Here is a 17,664-nt window from a genome sequence, read left to right on the forward strand (position 1 = left end):
GCTTCCAATTTTCCTCCGATCCAATCTGCGGGAGTCTACCGTACTCTGCGTTTGGTGAAGTACTTGCCTGAACGAGGTTGGATCCCGCACGTGATAACACTGCGGGAGGACACTGTCCCTAAAGGAACATTGATCGATGACGCCTTAGTCACGCAGGTTCCCGAATTGGTTTCGGTCTATCGTGCGCCCGCTCGGTTCCCGATCGAGAAACTCAACCGAATTCTTGGGCGAGGTGGCAGTCTACAAACGAAGAGCAGGGGCCTGGGAGCCAGCAAGAGCGATGCTGCATCGAAGCCTGTGGGTAAATCGGATCGGGTGCGTATGCTGCAAAGCATAAAAGACCGGTTAACGCTGCCTTGGATGACGCCCGACCGGCTTGTAGGGTGGGTGCGCCCTGCAACACGTCTCGGGATTCGCACAGCAAGGAATTCTGGCTCGCAAATCATCTATAGCTCAGGGCCGCCGTGGAGCAATCACATGGTTGCGGGAGGAATTGTTGCCGCCACTCGTTTGCCGTGGGTAGCCGATTTCCGAGACCCCTGGGTCGGCAATGCGTTCCGTCCCGGCCGCAACGACGACACTTGGGCGGGCCGAAAACACCGTAGACTTGAATCCGAGGTGTACGAAAATGCGGACGTGGTCATTTTCAATACGCCACGAGCGATGGAAGACGCGGTGTCTCGCGCGGGCGAGCGTCTAGCAAATAAATCCATCGTGATTCCCAACGGATTCGATCCGGCCCTCTTTGAAACCCAAGCCGCCGACGTCACGGAAGATCGAGCAAAAAAGATGCCGTTGACGCTGGTTCACCCAGGCGGTTTTTATGGGAAGCGCAATGTCGATGGCCTATTGCAAGCGCTTGGCAAGATGAAGCGGAATGGGCAACTTAGCGAACGTGATTTGCGATTGGAATTGATCGGCGCCGATCGACCTGGGCGTGTTCGCGAAAAAGAGCAAATCGCAAAATTGCAGCTGGAGGGAATTGTCAATCTTTCACCACCAGTCCCTCACGAAGAGTGTATTGCGCGTATCTCCCAGGCCAATGTATTGCTTCTTGTTCAGACCGAAGCGCCGCTTTGCGTCCCGGGCAAATTGTATGAGTACATAGCGATCGGAAAACCAGTTCTGACGATTTCGACAGAGGGCTCCACATCGGACCTTGTGAATGCTGAGTGTCTGGGACCATGCGTCGATCCCGATGATGCCGTCGGTTTAGAAATGGCAGTGCGGGAACTGCTCGATCAGCATCATGCCGGCCAACTACCGAAACTCGATGCGTCGATCAGCAAGCGATACGACGGTCGTAACCAGATGGCTCAGTTTGACGCTGTCTTCCGTCGGGCAATAGGACGGTCAATCGAATCGATTTCAGCATCTAAGGGATTGCGGGAATGATTCGCCTTGGTTTTGTCGTGCACTCGCTACAACCTGGCGGGATCGAACGTTCTGTCACTCGGATTGTGGCCGGTTTGGACCGTGAACTGTTTGAGCCGACCGTGATCTGCTTAGAACGATCCGGTCCGGCCGCTGCCTGGCTACCGAATGATGTTCCAGTAGTAGAAATCAAGAAACGCGCTGGTAACGACTTGGGCTCTGTTCTTCGGTTGGCTAACGAACTGCGTTCACGAAAAATAGACCTAGTCCAGTCTCACAACTGGGGCACGCTGATCGAAACAGTTACCGCCAGAAAGTGGGGGGGAATCCAGGCCCACATCCATGCCGAGCGAGGCACGGTGATGGGAACACTCGGTAGCGGTGGCGTGAGGGGGCGCCTGCGTGCCTTGGCCATGCGTACTGCCCTGAGAAGTGTGGATCTCGTCACGTCAAACGCGCATGCGGTCGCCCGGCGTGTGGAGAATCGATGTGCCTATCCGGCGGATAAAATTAAGATCATTCCGAACGGCATTGCTGGCTATGGCTGCCATGACCACAAGTATCATCGCAATCAGATTCGAAAGAATCTAGGAATAGATAATAATACATTGCTCATTGGCGCTATCGGGCGTCTTCACCCAGTCAAAGGTTTCGATATTCTCGTCACCGCGTTTTCAAAATTATCAGTAAGCCATCCAGACGTTCACCTCGTTATCGTGGGTGACGGCCAGCAACGCCCTGATTTGGAAAACAGGATTAATCTGGATGGAGTAAGTGATCGAATTCATCTCGTTGGACACCATGATCGTGTTGAAGGGTGGCTCAAATCGTTTGATCTCTTTGTCAATTCGAGTCGTAGCGAAGGGATGAGTCAATCGATGGTGGAAGCGATGTCTGTTGGACTTCCAATCGTTGCGACAGATGTTGGCGATGCATCGCGGATGATCGTTCACCGACCTGAGGCGTGCGGGATCACTTGTCCTCCAGAGAACGATCAGCTTTTGGCAGAAGCGATGGCACGCCTGCTAGATGATTTTGCCTTGCGGACTGAGTATTCCGCCAACGGGCGACGAATCCACGAAAGATACTACGGTGTTGAGACGTTCAATCAGTCCATGGAAAAGCTATATCTGGACACAATGAATGATTCGCAACGGGGCGAAAATCAATTGCGTGGTGTAAGGTTGCTCGCTACGGCTGATGCTCTGCAGTCTTGTGGAAAGTCTGCGAAGAACGAAGGCAGTGCCGGGAAATGAGTCTTACTGCGGTTCTTTGGCTATCACTGTTTGCAGGCTGTGCGATCGCATCTATCAAGCGACCGGCGTATGCAGTGTCTGCATACATGTTGTCTTTCTTTCTTTGCCCACCGTTTTGGTGGTGGGGGGACGCCATCGCCGGGTATCGATGGAATCTATATGCGGGGCTGCTCTTGCTGGCAAGCGTATTTGTCAATGCTCCGCCACCGGTTTCCACATGGGGCAAAACACCGAAACGAGCTGTCAAAATTGGCTTGTTGATGTTTCTAAATTTTACGTTCGTGCACCTTGCGTTCGCGTCGGATGCAGAAACAAGCTTTGAAGGTTGGTCACTCGCGAGTAAACTTCTTTTACTGATGTTTCTGACGTTTGCATGTATCAAGACACACCTTGATCTCAAAATCGTGTTGCTATCGATTTTGGTCGGAGCCGCATACATTGGGTATGAGGTGACAATTAACGAACGAGGAGAGTTGAACTCCAATCGCCTTGAAGGAATCGGTGCCCCGGGAGCCAGTACGGCAAATCACTTCGCATCTTTGATGGTTGCTGTGATGCCGTTGGTTGCGCCTTTCTTTTTGGCTGGACGCATGTGGGAAAAAGTATTCGCGGTGGTCGCTGCACCGTTCATCATGAATGTGGTACTGCTGTGCAATAGCCGCGGGGCGTTCCTTGCCGCCATTATGTCGGCTGTGGTGTTCTTGGTGTCTGCTCCCGCTGAGTTTCGTGGGAAATCGATCAAGCTAATTGTGGCGGGGGCCATCGCGGCATTCATGTTGATGGGCGACTCGCGGATTTTGGATCGCTTCATGACGACGTTTTCAGCCGAAGAGGATCGTGATGCGTCGGCACAGTCAAGGCTTGAATTTGCTAAAGCAGGCTTGTCGATGATCGCGGATCACCCGTTGGGAGCAGGCGGAGATTCCTTTAAGTATGTCCATGGATTGAAATACCTTCGCCAGACAGGTGCCGCCGACGAAATGAAGGCACTTCACAACGGCTATCTCACCGAGGCGTGTTCCTGGGGGATTCAGGGGAGCCTATTGCGTCTGTTCTTGTTTGGAACAGTGTCATTGGCAACGTTTCGAGCGGTTCGGCGAAATCGAGGTGAGAGTTCCACGGACAGCTTTGAACGTCTGGCCGCATGTTCTTTCCTGAGCGGTCTTTCTGCTGTCATGACGACCAGCTTATTCGGTGACCACTTTGACAGTGAATGGGGGCTGTGGATGATCGCATTGATGATGGCTTACCTCACGTTGAGTGGGGCCGAAAATGGAGCTTCCAGTATTTCCGATTCTAGCGTTCTTCAAGAGTCGCATCTGTGATCGAAGAGAATCAACCTATTGGTCCAAGCTATTCTCGTCGTGCAAGTAGCCAAATCGCGCGACGAATGCGGAACGGGGTTGCTGTTTACGAAAAACAGTATGTTCCCGACGATTGGGGAGCGACCGAATCGATTGTCAAACTGCGTGCACAGCGAGAAGTCGACTTAATCAAGTTGATGGCTGATAGCGATGCGTTTGGTGGTCCGCTGGGAGTTGTCAGGATCGAGCAATGTGACCCTCAGAAAGCGACGATTTCGACGTTCGAGATCCCAGGTAAATCACTTGATCAATGGATCAAGCGAAGTGCCCAAGCAAAGACAACGCAGACCGCGGTTGAATTGGCAGGGAGATGGATTCGGGCCTTTCAATCGTTGCCATTAACCAAGAACGCCAACAAACGCTTTTCGGAATACGATCCGGAATCCATTCGTGACTATTGCGAGTTGCGGCTCAATTCGCTGAAGGGCTATGGCTATTCGTGGCCCGATACGGCCATGCGTGAAAGAATATTAGAACGCATCGGTGATCTGGAAAACAACTGCAGTGACGCAGACCAGCAGGACGTCTGGGTGCACGCCGATTTTGCGCCTGGAAACATCATGTGGGACGGCGAAACCGTGACTGGTATCGATTTCGCGATGGCGCGTTCAGGGCGACCGCTCGACGACGCCACGTATTTTATCCATCGATTAGAAATGCAAGAAGTCTACCGGCCGTGGCGGTCATTTCCTGTCCAGCAATGGCGTAGTGGGTTTCTGCGAGAGTACGGACGGCCTGACGCGGCTGATTCGGCAATGTATCAATTATTAATGGCGAAGCACCTGGTTTGTCGATTGCACACCTATGTGCGACGACCAGCAACAAGCCACAAGCAAGCCATCCACGATGTTTGGGTTCGGCAGGTCCTTCGTAGAAAACTTAAGCAATTCGCACGCTGACATGCCGAGTGAGAAGAGAGACCAATTGATTCGAGCGAGCGAAGCGCGGGTCCTCGTTTTGGGTTCCGATACGCGCAGCTTTTTGAGTGTTGTCCGATCATTGGGGCGGCACCAGATTGAAGTGCATTCCGCTTGGACTGACCCAAAGTCGATCGCGGCAAGCTCCCGTTTCCTAAAGCAAACGCATGAGATAAGCAAGCCGGAAGGTGGCAATGTTGACTGGATTTGTCAGCTCAATCGACTCCAGTCTGAGTATCGATATCAGTTGGTCATTCCCTGCAATGATCAGTCAGTTATACCGATTCGCAGCCATCGAAAGCAAATCGACCATTACGAATCCTATTACATTCTTGATGACCAAGCATTCGAAATCACTAGCAGCAAGAGTCGTTCTTTCGAATTGGCACGTTCACTGGGTGTACCAGTGCCGCACGGCAAGAATGATGTTGAGCTCTCGGATGCCAAATCGATCACAGATGAACTTGGTTTTCCTCTTATATTAAAGCCGGAATCATCGTTCTTGTTGGACCAGTTGTCGAGGAAGCAAAATGTTCAAACGGTCTTTAGCCAGGATCAACTGCAGAGCACTTTGCGGCGAATGCGTGAAAAAGGCTCGGTTCAAATTCAGCAGTACTTCAAGGGCGTCGGGACCGGAATTGAATTCCTTGCCGTGGACGGCAAAGTTCTTCGTGTTTTCCAACATCTGCGTCTTCATGAACCGCCGGGCGGCGGAGGAAGTTCTTATCGGAAAAGTATTTCGCTACACCCGGGAATGTTGCATGCTGCAACCGATTTGCTGAAGTCGCTCAACTATTCGGGTGTTGGAATGATTGAATTTCTATGGAACCGCTCTACCGATGAATGGCGATTTGTCGAGATCAATGGGCGTTTTTGGGGGTCGTTGCCGTTGGCTGTGTTCAGCGGCGCCGACTTTCCAGCGGATCTCTACCGATGGCGCGTTCAGGGGAAAGTCAATTTCCCGGAGGTCTATCGCGAAGGGGTCCATTCCAGAAACTTGACGGCGGATAAGAACTGGCTTTCAGATTTTCTACGTTCACGCGAGTCGTCGCTTGTCAAAAAGACGGCGCTGCTAGGGCGAGGCGCGATTGGAATACTTGGTCGAGTTCTGCTGGGGAAAGAGCATGTAGACACATTTGCGTGGGACGACCCAAAGCCATTCTTCAAAGAGATCGCTTCGATTGCAGGCTCCGTGTACACCGGAGGTAAGAGGAAGTTGAGAATGCGGCTACGTGAAAACCGATTTGTTCGGAATCGTATTCGGAAGCGACTGTTCTTAAAAATGGGTTGTGCGAAATCGATTTTATTCGTCTGCAAAGGCAATATCTGCAGAAGTCCCTTTGCAGAGCGTTATGCGCGTTCTGTGATGCCATCGGACCTAACAATTAAGTCTTCGGGCTACTTTCCCACTAGCGGTCGGCCTTCCCCTGACGCTGCGGTGTTGATTGCCAAGAATTTCGGAGTTGATCTCGCGAGTCACAGGTCCAGTTCTATTGACGAATTTGAATTAGATAAATTTGACATTATATTCGTGTTTGACGATGAAAATCACGACGAAGTCCAGTTGCGATCGTGTGGTGAGCGTGAAAAAATATTCTTTTTAGGCTGCTGTTCCACTACAGCGACTCATATTAGCGATCCTTATGGTGGGACCCAAGCGAGGTTCCAACAAACCTACGAGGAGATTCAAGAGTGCATGGATCGACTCGCCCAGTGTTTTACGCCCTCTCCTGATGACGCGTAGGTTTCTATGTTTGTCGATTATTTTCAAGACATGAAAAGCGAGCCCAAATATGTGATTTTGGGCTGCCAGGGCTCCGGGACAAACCTGGTTTCTCGGCTGCTGCAACAAACACTCGAATTCTCGGTTGTTCATGACCGGTCGCTAATCTTCAACGCGGCCGTAGGACTTATGCGTGACCAAGAATCGTTGGGGCTTCAGTATGCCAAAATCAGAAAGCGGATTTTCCCGGGAAAGCTGCGGAGGCGGTTCATGCTTAAGCGTCATTATCGTCAAGCAAAACATTTTCAAGGTCTGCCGAGTACGATCGACTCAGATTTAGTGAAAACGCCCGAGGACTTTGCAAACTATCTTTATGCTTACCATGGGTACACGACAAATGCGATGCATTTGGGACTAAAGAGCGATGACCTTTGGGAGAGCGTCGAGCATATTGACGTAGTGATTCCTAACCGGAGGTACTTATTGCTTGTTCGAGATCCAAGAGACAATGCGATTTCAATCACAAATAAGGACTTTGGTCCGAGGAACCTATACGCTGCTTCGCAGTACGTTCAGAAGCGAATGTCACTTTACCAAGCCGAGGTCGACAGGCGGACTGACATTGAGGCAATTACGATCAAATACGAAGATCTACTGAATGAACCTCAGCGACAGATGGAGACGATCGCTCAGGAATGGCGTTTAAATCTTTGCGATGACTACATCCACCGTGTTGAAGGTCTTGGGATTCGAAAGCATAACCAGAGTAAATGGAAGAAATTGTCATCTGAGGATTTAGGGGTTTGCGAATCTGTGCTTGGGGAGCAAATCGAAAAGTATGACTACCCTCGGAGTGAGCAAGCGAAAGTCGAACTAAACAAAATTCATCGGATTTACTACACGGCAAGTGATGTCGCGCTTCGAATTCCGCAACGAGTTTATAAAACCTGCCGAAACTTTATCCGCACATGAGCTACAAAAGTAAACTCAAGAAGATTAAACGTATGCCTCCGGGCGAAATCCGATGGCGGATCAGCAGATTAATCAATCAGCGTAGGGAACGTCGCGACTGGCGGGGGCAGTTGGGGCCAGCTGGGAAGACTTGGCCAAAGTGCAATGGCGACTTGCTGAAGCGGTGTCAGCGGCTTGTTCCAGGGACTCAAAGCGAATCTTGGGATTCCTCGCCGGAAATCGCGAGTATGTTGAGTGACTACCGGCGGAAATCAAGATTGAATGCCGAGTCAATCATGGAAGGCAAATGGTTGATGCTTGGGCATCCGTTTGATCTTACCGGTGTTATCGACTGGCATTGCGATAGTCGCACTGGTTTTCAATGGAAAAGGGAGTTCTATTCCGACATCCCGCTTTACAATTTGCCTGGTGAGACTGACGTCAAGTATCCATGGGAATTGTCACGACATCAGTTTCTTCCTGAGTTGGCACGTGACTACCAGCTGAATGGTAGTGATCGATCTGCCGAGTATGCGCGGGAACTCATGCTTGATTGGATAGTGCAAAACCCGCTGTACGAAGGCGTGAATTGGACCAGCGGACTTGAGGTTGCGATGCGGGCAATTTCCTGGATTTGGACGTTGGCTGGCCTCGGCTCTTGGGAGGGATGGAGTGAACAGGATCTCGACATCATTGGAGGTTCATTGCGCGAACATGCGGTCTATTTGGCGGGCAACTTTTCGACCTATTCCAGTCCCTACAATCATCTTATCGGTGAAGCTGCGGGATTGCTTTGCATCGCCACTTTGTTTGATGAAGGGCCACTAGAGAATAGTTGGAAACGGAAATCTCGCGAAGTGCTTTTAGATTCGGGGCCGAAGCAGTTTTATAGCGACGGCTTCTGTGTCGAGCAAGCAATGGGTTATCACTATTACACACTCGGTTTCCTAGTCATTGGTTGGTTGGCATCGAAAACGATCGGCGAGCCGCTAGATCAATTAGGCAAAGTGATTCATACAGGATTTCAGGTCGGGGCTTCGTTTCGCCAGCCCGATGGGCGATGGCCAGCAATAGGCGATTTGGATTCCGCGCGAGCCATACCGGTTTCAGTCGATGACTATTGGTGTTTCGATTCGCTTCAGAACTTGGCCGCTGTTCTTTTTGACGACCCGCATTTGAAGACAGGAGAAAATGCTCCGGGGCAGGAGTTGTTTTGGCTCACTGGATCATCGGGGGTTTCGAGCTGGATGAAATTGGAGTCATTCAGCACACCATCAGTAAACGTGGTTTATCAGGACTCTGGGTATGCCATCGGTTCAAATGAAAGCGATTGGATGTTGTTTGATGCCGGCTCAATCGCCCACGGGTTGTTTGGCGATGGGACACCTTCGACAGCGCACGGTCATGCCGATACATTGCAAGTGCTCTATTGTTTTGAGAAGCAATTGATCCTCAACGATGGGGGCATGCCATATTATGGTGGGGATCAAGATTGGGTGGCGTATTTTAGAAGCCCGGCGGCGCACAATACCATTCATATCGACGGGGTCGATTTAGTTCGCCGTGCCGGGCGTCTCGCATGGTCTCATGAGGTTGCACGCCCCGAACTAGAAGCATCCATGACGTCAACGACTTGGCTGTGCCGAGGCACGGTTCAGTGGCCAGGCGTTTGCCTAGAGCGGTTCGTTTGCTGTATTCCCGGGAAAGGGCTTTGGATTGCCGATGTAATTAAGGCAACGGAACGCCGCCGTGCAGAATGGTATTGGCAGCTACCGAATCGTCAAATCAATCTTTCTGACCCAGGCATGGCGAAATGGGATAACATGAGTCTTTCTTGTCTCAGTTCGGGCGAACCTATTCAATCCAGTATTGATCGGTTTGACGAATCGAAACCTGAGGGATGGCGCTGTCTCGGATACGGAGAAAAGGATCCTGGGTGTAGGTTGCGGATTCAGCAGTCCGTGCACGGACAACTACTGACACTCACATCGATTGGTCCCGCCGATCGTGGCCAAATTAGTGTTCGAGTAGGAGATCTAAGCTTGGGCGAAGGCGGTAGCGTTGCCGGCGAGTATTCGGTGCGGATCGGACAATGTGAATGGCTCTTTCCACCGTTGGCGGAAATCTCTGGTTAATGTTCTTGTTTCCTTGATCGTTTTTGATAGCCATAAGTGAAAGTTCTTTCAATCTCAGCTACGTTTCCTTCATCTGCGGATCCATCACGTGGCGTATTCGTAAAGGAGCGTCTTCGGGCACTCTCCGAAAAACCTGAGACGGAAGTGCGGGTGCTATCGCCTACTCCCTGGTTTCCGCCAATCAAGGCGTTCAAGAAGTGGTATAGGTGGAGCCAATATCCGAGACAGGAGGTGGTTTCCGGGATGACTGTCTATCGGCCTCGCTATGTATTGCCTCCCAAGGTAGGTGGATATTTTCATCCTCAATTGATCGACCTTGCAATTGCAAAACAGGTTGACCAAATCCGTCAGGCCTACCCCTTCGATCTGATCGATGCCCACTGGGTTTACCCCGCGGGTGCATGGTCGGCCAAACTTGCCAAGCGATACGGTGTTCCTGTTGTGATGACTGGGCGCGGTGAAGACATGATCAAGTTTCCCGATTTACCGTTGATTGGCAATCAAATTCGACGGGCGCTCAAGTTTGCAACTGGGTGCATTGGTGTCAGTCAGGAGATCAGCGAACAGATGATCGCCAATGGCGCTGCTATGGAAAGAACGTGTACGATTGCAAACGGAATCGATGGCCAGAAGTTTCATCCGAAAATCCGGTCAACCTGTCGGCAGGATTGTGGACTACCGGTCGATGTGCCTATCGCCATCTCCGTCGGCGACCGATTGGAGCTAAAGGGGTTTCATTTGGTCGCCGAGGCGATGTCGCTCGTGAGGAAGCGATTTCCCGAGGCGCTGTATATCATCGTCGGCGGCCCTGGGCGATTTGGACGAGATTACACGTCAGAGATTCAGTCACGCATCGATCAATTTGCGCTCGGGGCAAATGTTCGCATGGTGGGACCAAAGCCGCATGGCGATCTGATTGATTGGTATAACGCGGCGGATTTATATGTGATGATGTCGTCGCGCGAGGGCTCGCCAAATGTCGTGCTTGAATCCTTGGCGTGCGGTACTCCGGTGATCGGTAATGCCGTTGGCGGAGTTCAGGATGAATTGAGCGATTGTTTAGCTGGACGTTTGATTCATGACCGTACGCCCGAAGCAGTTGCAGAAGCGATGATCGCTGAATTCGAATCACCCAGGAATCCGGACGTGGTCGCCGGATTGATGAAGGATCGAACCTGGCAGGCGACCGCAGATCGCGTCTCTCACTTCATGCACGAAGTCGTTGATTCATCCGCAGCCGAATTTTCTTCCAACCCCCTTCACACAATCAACTAACGGATATTTTGATGCGAATCACCGTCATTGGAATCGGATATGTCGGCTGCGTTACTGCGGCCTGTTTGAGTCGCGACGGGCATCAAGTGATTGGTGTCGATGTTGATGCTGGTAAAGTCGATGCGATCAATCGTGGGTTGACTCCAGTTTTTGAGCCAGGGCTTGAGGAACTGCTGAAGACACAGGTGGAGACGGGGCGATTGTCAGCGACTACCGATCTTGCTTCGGCGATCATCGGCAGTGACGTTGCCTTGATCGCCGTTGGCACACCTTCGGCTGACGATGGTAGCACCAACGATCAAGCGTTGCGTCGGGTCGTGCAGCAAATCGGGACCATTCTCTCAGGCACTGATCAGTCATTGGTCGTCGTCGTACGGTCCACGCTCATGCCAGGAGTGCTCGAGGACGTCCTAACACCTCTATTGGCAGAGGCAATGGGAGAGCGCGTCGGCGATCGGGTTCTGATTTGCAACAACCCCGAATTTCTTCGGGAGACGACAGCGATAGCGGATTACGACCAACCACCCTATGTTCTTGTGGGTGCCGATGGCGACCGAGCGGCGAAGGTTGTCCTGGACCTCTATAGCAAACTTAGTTGCGAAAAAATCGTCACCAATACTCGGGTGTCTGCAATGATCAAGTACACGTGCAACGCCTTCCATGCACTGAAGGTTGGCTTTGCAAATGAGATCGGTACATTGGCTAAGTCGTTGGGGGCTGACGGAAGAGAAGTGATGGAAATTGTCTGTAAAGACACCCAGCTAAACATCTCCACCGCTTACATGCGTCCTGGATTCGCCTTTGGTGGTTCCTGCCTACCGAAAGATGTGCGTGCCCTCGCGCGACATGCCCAGCGAGAAGGCCTGAAAACGGATCTCATTCGTTCGATCCTTCCCTCAAACAATTCTCACTTAGAACGAGCCGCTCATTTAGTGCGATCAACCGGCGCGCGCCGAATCGGCTTGGTGGGCCTTAGTTTCAAGGCCGGCACGGATGATCTTCGCGAGAGTCCACAAGTGTTGCTTGCCGAGACGCTGCTTGGACAAGGATTTGAGCTGCGGATTTTTGATCCGGATGTTCGAGTCACATCGCTGATCGGTGCTAACCGACATTACATTGACGAACGGTTGCCACACCTCGCCAAACTACTCTGCGAATCGCCCTCTGAGCTAATTGAACACTCCGAAGTGTTGATCGTAGCAACTAGCGTGGTTGATCGCTTAGACGGCTTTGATCGCTTCACCGGCAGGATCATTGATTTAAGGAGAGACTTGGTTGTCGCGGAGACATGCGACTCGGACTCTGTGCAAGAAGTGGCTCGTTGAAAATCCTTTTTCTTCAGAAGAGATTGCTCTTCCCCCCCAATACCGGAGGGAAGATCCGCACACTAAATGTCGTTCGACACCTCGCGGAGTGGCATGACCTGACGTACGTATGCAATCTGCTTCCCGAAGAACAGCGTTTTCTACCCGAGATGCGATCGTTGGGCGTCGAATTAAAAACCGTTGGCTGGACTGAAGCGAGTCGACGAAGTTTTCAGTTTCTATGGTTTGCTTTGCGGAATTTATTGTTCTCTCCACTTCCGTTAAATGTCCAGAAAGATCAAGATTCTCGATTGCGATCTCTCGTTCAGGATGAAGTCGAGTCGGGGCAATATGACCTGCTAATCTGTGATTTTGTTCAAACAGCAGGCAATTGCATTGGGTTGAAGATCCCTAAGTTATTGTTTCAGCATAATGTCGAGGCTGAGATCTTTGAACGTCTTGCCGATCGCGGCGGGCCGTTGTGGCGATTGTATTTGTCCATGCAGGCTGGTCGGATGCGACAATTTGAAGGTGCCGCAGGAAAAGACTTCAACGGAGTCGTCGCGGTTAGTGAGCGCGATAAAATGCGGTTTGAAACCGAATACAGTTGGCGACATGTTCGGTTGATCGATACCGCCGTTGACACTAATTATTTCCAACCACCTCCGGACGCTTCTCCCCGGGCCGGAGTGGTATTTGTCGGTTCGATGGATTGGCCACCAAACGTGGATGGCGTCCTTTCTTTCATCAGCGGTTCTTGGCAGCGAATTCGTGCAGATCGTCCGGACGTCAGCCTAACGATTGTTGGTCGCAATCCACCTGCCTCGTTGCTGCACCATCAGGGCCGTGACGGCATTCGAATCACAGGCACCGTTGATGATATTCGCCCGTACTTATCCGCTTCTGCGGTAGCCGTGGTCCCTTTGCATTCGGGCGGCGGAACCAGACTGAAGATTTTCGAGTCGATGGCGATGGGATGCCCGGTGGTCAGCACGGAATTGGGGGCAGAGGGTCTACCATTACAAGATGGCGAACACTTGTTGATTCGTGACGGAGACCAGCCCTTCGCCGACGCAGTGCTAAATGTATTAGCGGATCCCGATTGTGCTCGCCGGCTCGCACGGTCTGCTTTAGCATTGGTGCAGACGAAATACTCATCCATGGCTGTCGCACGGCAATTTGAACAGCACTGCCGTGAAGCAATTGCTGACTCTACTCTGAATCAGCCGGGGAATAGGGTGGAGAGTGGCAGCTTGGATCCCACCGCAACGGAAATGTAGGTGGAGACCACTGTATTCGCAACACTGAGAATAAATGCCTAAACAATCACCCATAAAACGCAAGGTCATGTATGTGTCGTGGGCGGAATCGTGCAGCCGCAGCGACCAAACGGCGAGAGAATTGGGAGGACAGTCGCTGCTGATCTACTTACCGGTTTTGGGCAGTCATCCGGTTACGATTCTCCCTAAATATTGCGGGCAATTCTTCATGACGGCCTTCGCGTTGATTCGTTATCGCCCCCGTGCCGTAATTGTCATGTCGCCACCCATCGTCGCGGCGTTTGCAGTCTTGATTTATCATCTGTTGACGGGCCGGAAATTTGCGTTGGATTGCCACACAGCAGCGTTCCTGCACCCTCGATGGAATCGTCTGCAATGGCTTCAGCATTTGATCGGACGGCGAGCGAGTATCAATATCGTCCACAATGAACACCTAGCTCAACTGGTGGAACAGAATGGTGGGAAAACTGTAATTGTGAAGGATGTTCCCGTTGTCTATGAGTCCGGCGACACCTACGAACTCTCTAACGGCCCGAATGTCACAGCTGTCTGCTCCTTCAATCCAGATGAGCCCATCGGAGCGATTCTAGATGCGGCGAAAAGATTACCTGAGGTCCAGTTTTACCTAACCGGAAACCCGAAGCATCTTTCCGCCGATCTGGCGGAGTCTCTTCCGATTAATGTCAAGCTAACCGGATTCGTCAGTGATTCCGCTTTTGGCGACTTGCTGATACGTTCTGACATTGTTATGTCACTCACCACGCGAGACCATACAATGCTGCGTGGCGCCTGGGAAGCGATTTACCAAGGCACTCCAGTGATTGTCTCCGACTGGCCAGTTCTGAAGCAAGCGTTTCCTTTGGGGGCATTGCATGTCGATAATTCGCCTGAGGGTATTGCCGAAGCCGTGTCGGTCTGCTTAAGCGACTCCGAACGTTTTCGGTGCGAAGCCGATCAAAGCCGATTGCAACGAACGACGCGTTGGCATCAGACGCGAGATCAAATCTTGCGGGCACTCAATGTCTAGGCTAATCCGCCCCTTTTTGAAACCAAGAAAAGTGAGAAATCATGAGTGAACCAGAAAGGCTCTCCGAATCGAATTCACGAGATGCGATGCTGACAACGAACCAGCGCCAGACGGAGTTCTACGAAACGCACGGACACAACCTTAATAAGTCGAGCAAAGGGCTGCCCAGTCGTCTTTGGGGATGGGCTCGAGGTCGGATGAAAGACTATCGCCGGGAAACGGGGATTAAGGATGCAATTCGTGATTTTCAGTTGGAAGCTTTGGGAGATTTGAAAGGGAAGCGGGTGCTCGACTTGGGCTGTTATGATGGAAACAGCATGAGCTTGCATTTGGCACGGTCAGCCGACTACTACCTTGGAGCCGACCTTTCGACGAAAGCCATTGACAAGCTGAATGCCAAACTCGTGGGATTCCCAAATGCCGAGGGTAAAGCTGTCGATTTTTTGTCGACTGAATTTAGTCCGCAGCCTTTCGATGTGATCTACGCTAACAGCGTCATGCATCACTTCGAACACTTCGATGCCTTTCTGTCAGTTCTTCGAAGCCATCTGAAACCCGGTGGGTATGTTGTCTCGTTTGATCCGTTGGAGACCGCAGCGACAATCCGTGTTTTGAGGTGGGCCTATCGCCCATTTCAAAAGGATGCCGACTGGGAATGGCCTTTTCAGAAGTCAACTTTCGCAGCAATCGAAAAACACTTCCAAATCGATCAGATTCAGGGTTTCTTAGGCAAATCCAAGTGGCCGATTTTCTTGACTCTTATTCCTGGAACGCACAAATTAGTGACCAGGATGGGCGTCAGATCCGCTCTCCACGATTATGAACATGCAAACCAATTGGGACGCCCCTTGTGGCGTTGCATGCAAGTCGCAATGAAACTGGTGCGAAATGAATAGTGTACCTTATTCGCCAAAGCGACTGTCTTTCAGCAATCTCTTCCGGCCGATTGCGATTATGACGGCGCTATTGCTCGGCATCACTCTCGTCACCATGTGTCTTCGGGGTGAGGAAAAGGTGGCTTCGCCACCCTTCAGTCAATTGAGTGAATTGACTGTCGCTGGAGTTGAGACGGCCTTTGATGGGCCGGCGCCTTCAAGAATCGTCGTCCGCGACACTCATCCTCGAATCATGTTCTCTCGTGACGATTTGGAGAACTTGCGTCAAAAACTACATTCCGCCGAATATGGTCGTGATGTTGTTGTTTTGCGTGCCGACCGCAGCACTTCGACAGGTCCGTCCTCTGCAGCCTTGAATTACCAGCTATTTGATGATCAAACGGCACTTGAGTTTGCAAAACAGAAACTGATCCGGTGCGAAATACAAAAGTGGGGTTGGCCCTACTATGACAATCAATGGATTTTTGTTTGGGCATGCACCTACGATTGGATTCATGATGCACTGACGGAAAAAGAAAAGTTGATGGCTTGGCAACAATTTAGAAAGCAAGTCGGAGACCAGTTCAATTTCGCGGCTTTTGAGGGAACCGGCAACTACGTCCAGGAATTCGAAACGAATCACAACGACCATTGGGGAAAACGGGCGTCACCGTACGAAGGCGTGGTCGCTCTAGCCATTCACGGAGACGGAGTTGCGGATGATTGGGCCGAGTGGACGATTGAGAAAATTCGCAGCGGTCATCGATCTTTTTGTACTCCGTGGGGAAAGTATGGAATGATCGATTGGATGAACCTGATGGCATTGGATACCGGTGGGTGTCAGGCTTCAACAGATGACGATAACGCAGCGGGCTACAATGGATTTTATGCAGGGGCGACAATGTTGGTCACAGGTTCGTGGAACTCGGCCACTGATCAACATTTATGGGAAAAAATGAATTTCTTTCGCTATTGGCCACTTTGGAATACATACGACAACGACACTCCGCTTCTTCAAAACGGTTTCGGACTTGGGATCATGGAAGTGGTTGCCGGTCGGTATAAAGAATTGGACCCGGCGATGGCTGGATTAGCCAACTGGTACTCGGCGCAACATGGTCCGAGCGACAAATCGGCAACTTTCCTACCGGGACTGATCTGGGGCGATCGCCGCGTCGCTGCAAAATCACCGCAAGAGCTCAAGCTTCCGTTAGCTAAATTCTTGCGGGGAGCGGATGTTTGTATTTCTCGCGATTCATGGCAGGCCGATGGACTTCTGGTCGGGATGCGCTCACGCTATCTCGACACGTTGCGCTATGAAGGGGCGTCAGGGTGTGTTTGGATTTATCGTCAGAATCAGCCCATCTTGGTTCGTCCGAGATCCGGAAAATGGCGTGATCAGGCAACCACTTGCTCGGGTCTGGGGTTCCGCGATCCCAATGTTGTCAATAAGCGACTGGGGACCAGCCAAGGTGCGGGTGCGACCTATTGGGGAAGGGGGATCGGTCGCGTCGACAATGCATTGGTAGCTGCAAATGTGGGCGACTATTTTCCAAATTGTTTATCACAAGCCATTGTCGAGCCGGCATTTCATATATTCACGACTCGCTTAGATCCTCTTTATACGTTTGATGAGGTCGAGCGTGCGGAACGAACCCTTGTTCACTTCCCACAAGACAACTTGGTTGTCATCGTTGACCAATTTGAAATTCCAGAATCGATTGAATACTACTCGACCCTGCGTTTACCTGACACTCCTGATATTTCTGAAACGACGGTTGCATGGAGTAACGCCGTAGCCAATGTTGTTTCCTTCGACGGCACGCGTCCGATTTGGATTGGGGGCGCTGAGAAAGAACTGATGACGCCGTGGGGTGAGTGGATCACATCAAGAAAGTTCGCGCCAGGTTATTCTCGAGACGATGAAAAGAGACTGCGTTATGGACTCGGGTCTGTCTGGACGCACGGAAAAGGGTCGAATACCATCGTTTCTGCGATTCACGTCGGTTCAAAGCAAGCACCGTCGATCGAACGGTTACCGACGGGGGTTCGTGTCGCAGGGTATTCGTTTGATCTGTCGGGAGGAAATGTTCGCTTGTTGACTGACCAAACGAAATTGCGGTGAGGCGGTAGCATGCAATTTTTTTTTCCGGAATCACCCATTCACCTAGCGATAGCCATTG

At 51.4% G+C, this 17,664-nt stretch carries 13 protein-coding genes; all 13 read left to right on the forward strand.

What is annotated here, in order from left to right:
* Window positions 1-360: 360 nt before the first annotated feature.
* The 13 genes from NHH03_RS12130 (at window position 361) to NHH03_RS12190 (ending at window position 17,606) form a co-directional block, all read left to right on the forward strand.
* Complete coding sequence (locus tag NHH03_RS12130) at window positions 361-1,395, forward strand: glycosyltransferase (protein WP_390895562.1); 1,035 nt, start codon at window positions 361-363, stop codon at window positions 1,393-1,395.
* Window positions 1,392-2,630 (forward strand): glycosyltransferase, encoded by a 1,239-nt coding sequence (locus NHH03_RS12135; RefSeq protein WP_253156399.1) that lies wholly within the window; start codon window positions 1,392-1,394, stop codon window positions 2,628-2,630. The genes NHH03_RS12130 and NHH03_RS12135 overlap by 4 nt, the downstream gene beginning before the upstream one ends.
* Window positions 2,627-3,955, forward strand: coding sequence for an O-antigen ligase family protein (locus tag NHH03_RS12140; protein WP_253156401.1), 1,329 nt, complete (start codon window positions 2,627-2,629; stop codon window positions 3,953-3,955). Before NHH03_RS12135 ends, NHH03_RS12140 begins: the two co-directional genes overlap by 4 nt.
* 65 nt (window positions 3,956-4,020) lie before the next feature.
* Entirely contained in the window at window positions 4,021-4,893 is an 873-nt protein-coding gene (locus NHH03_RS12145; RefSeq protein ID WP_253156403.1) for an aminoglycoside phosphotransferase family protein, read from the forward strand.
* Window position 4,894: 1 nt separating this feature from the next.
* Complete coding sequence (locus tag NHH03_RS12150; RefSeq protein WP_253156405.1) at window positions 4,895-6,655, forward strand: arsenate reductase/protein-tyrosine-phosphatase family protein; 1,761 nt, start codon at window positions 4,895-4,897, stop codon at window positions 6,653-6,655.
* Between the two features lie 6 nt (window positions 6,656-6,661).
* Window positions 6,662-7,606 carry a sulfotransferase gene (locus NHH03_RS12155; protein ID WP_253156407.1) on the forward strand — a complete coding sequence of 315 codons (945 nt, stop codon included), beginning with the start codon at window positions 6,662-6,664 and terminating at the stop codon, window positions 7,604-7,606.
* Window positions 7,607-7,863: 257 nt separating this feature from the next.
* The gene (locus NHH03_RS12160) at window positions 7,864-9,720 is read left to right on the forward strand and encodes an alginate lyase family protein (RefSeq protein ID WP_253156416.1); all 1,857 of its coding nucleotides are present in this window, start codon (window positions 7,864-7,866) and stop codon (window positions 9,718-9,720) included.
* Between the two features lie 231 nt (window positions 9,721-9,951).
* Window positions 9,952-10,995, forward strand: coding sequence for a glycosyltransferase (locus NHH03_RS28170; RefSeq protein WP_390895561.1), 1,044 nt, complete (start codon window positions 9,952-9,954; stop codon window positions 10,993-10,995).
* Window positions 10,996-11,006: 11 nt separating this feature from the next.
* Window positions 11,007-12,320: a nucleotide sugar dehydrogenase gene (locus NHH03_RS12170; RefSeq protein ID WP_253156425.1), complete on the forward strand. Its 1,314-nt coding sequence runs from the start codon at window positions 11,007-11,009 to the stop codon at window positions 12,318-12,320.
* A complete protein-coding gene (locus NHH03_RS12175; protein ID WP_253156427.1) occupies window positions 12,317-13,579 on the forward strand; it encodes a glycosyltransferase in 1,263 nt (420 codons plus the stop codon). Before NHH03_RS12170 ends, NHH03_RS12175 begins: the two co-directional genes overlap by 4 nt.
* A gap of 34 nt (window positions 13,580-13,613) precedes the next feature.
* The gene (locus NHH03_RS12180) at window positions 13,614-14,606 is read left to right on the forward strand and encodes a glycosyltransferase family protein (RefSeq protein ID WP_253156429.1); all 993 of its coding nucleotides are present in this window, start codon (window positions 13,614-13,616) and stop codon (window positions 14,604-14,606) included.
* Between the two features lie 197 nt (window positions 14,607-14,803).
* Window positions 14,804-15,502 (forward strand): class I SAM-dependent methyltransferase, encoded by a 699-nt coding sequence (locus NHH03_RS12185; RefSeq protein ID WP_253156434.1) that lies wholly within the window; start codon window positions 14,804-14,806, stop codon window positions 15,500-15,502.
* Window positions 15,503-16,277: 775 nt separating this feature from the next.
* Window positions 16,278-17,606 carry a hypothetical protein gene (locus NHH03_RS12190; RefSeq protein WP_253156436.1) on the forward strand — a complete coding sequence of 443 codons (1,329 nt, stop codon included), beginning with the start codon at window positions 16,278-16,280 and terminating at the stop codon, window positions 17,604-17,606.
* Window positions 17,607-17,664 lie beyond the last annotated feature (58 nt).

Origin of the sequence: Stieleria tagensis (assembly GCF_024129865.1) — a bacterium.
Lineage (GTDB): Bacteria > Planctomycetota > Planctomycetia > Pirellulales > Pirellulaceae > Stieleria > Stieleria tagensis.

Excerpts from the sequence above, each read along its gene's own strand:
- NHH03_RS12155 (WP_253156407.1), top strand. The coding sequence starts at position 6,662 with ATGTTTGTCGATTATTTTCAAGACATGAAAAGCGAGCCCAAATATGTG.
- NHH03_RS12150 (WP_253156405.1), top strand. The coding sequence starts at position 4,895 with ATGCCGAGTGAGAAGAGAGACCAATTGATTCGAGCGAGCGAAGCGCGG.
- NHH03_RS12170 (WP_253156425.1), top strand. The coding sequence starts at position 11,007 with ATGCGAATCACCGTCATTGGAATCGGATATGTCGGCTGCGTTACTGCG.
- NHH03_RS12145 (WP_253156403.1), top strand. The coding sequence starts at position 4,021 with ATGCGGAACGGGGTTGCTGTTTACGAAAAACAGTATGTTCCCGACGAT.
- NHH03_RS12190 (WP_253156436.1), top strand. The coding sequence starts at position 16,278 with ATGATCGATTGGATGAACCTGATGGCATTGGATACCGGTGGGTGTCAG.
- NHH03_RS12130 (WP_390895562.1), top strand. The coding sequence starts at position 361 with ATGACGCCCGACCGGCTTGTAGGGTGGGTGCGCCCTGCAACACGTCTC.
- NHH03_RS12135 (WP_253156399.1), top strand. The coding sequence starts at position 1,392 with ATGATTCGCCTTGGTTTTGTCGTGCACTCGCTACAACCTGGCGGGATC.
- NHH03_RS12185 (WP_253156434.1), top strand. The coding sequence starts at position 14,804 with ATGAAAGACTATCGCCGGGAAACGGGGATTAAGGATGCAATTCGTGAT.
- NHH03_RS12180 (WP_253156429.1), top strand. The coding sequence starts at position 13,614 with ATGCCTAAACAATCACCCATAAAACGCAAGGTCATGTATGTGTCGTGG.
- NHH03_RS12140 (WP_253156401.1), top strand. The coding sequence starts at position 2,627 with ATGAGTCTTACTGCGGTTCTTTGGCTATCACTGTTTGCAGGCTGTGCG.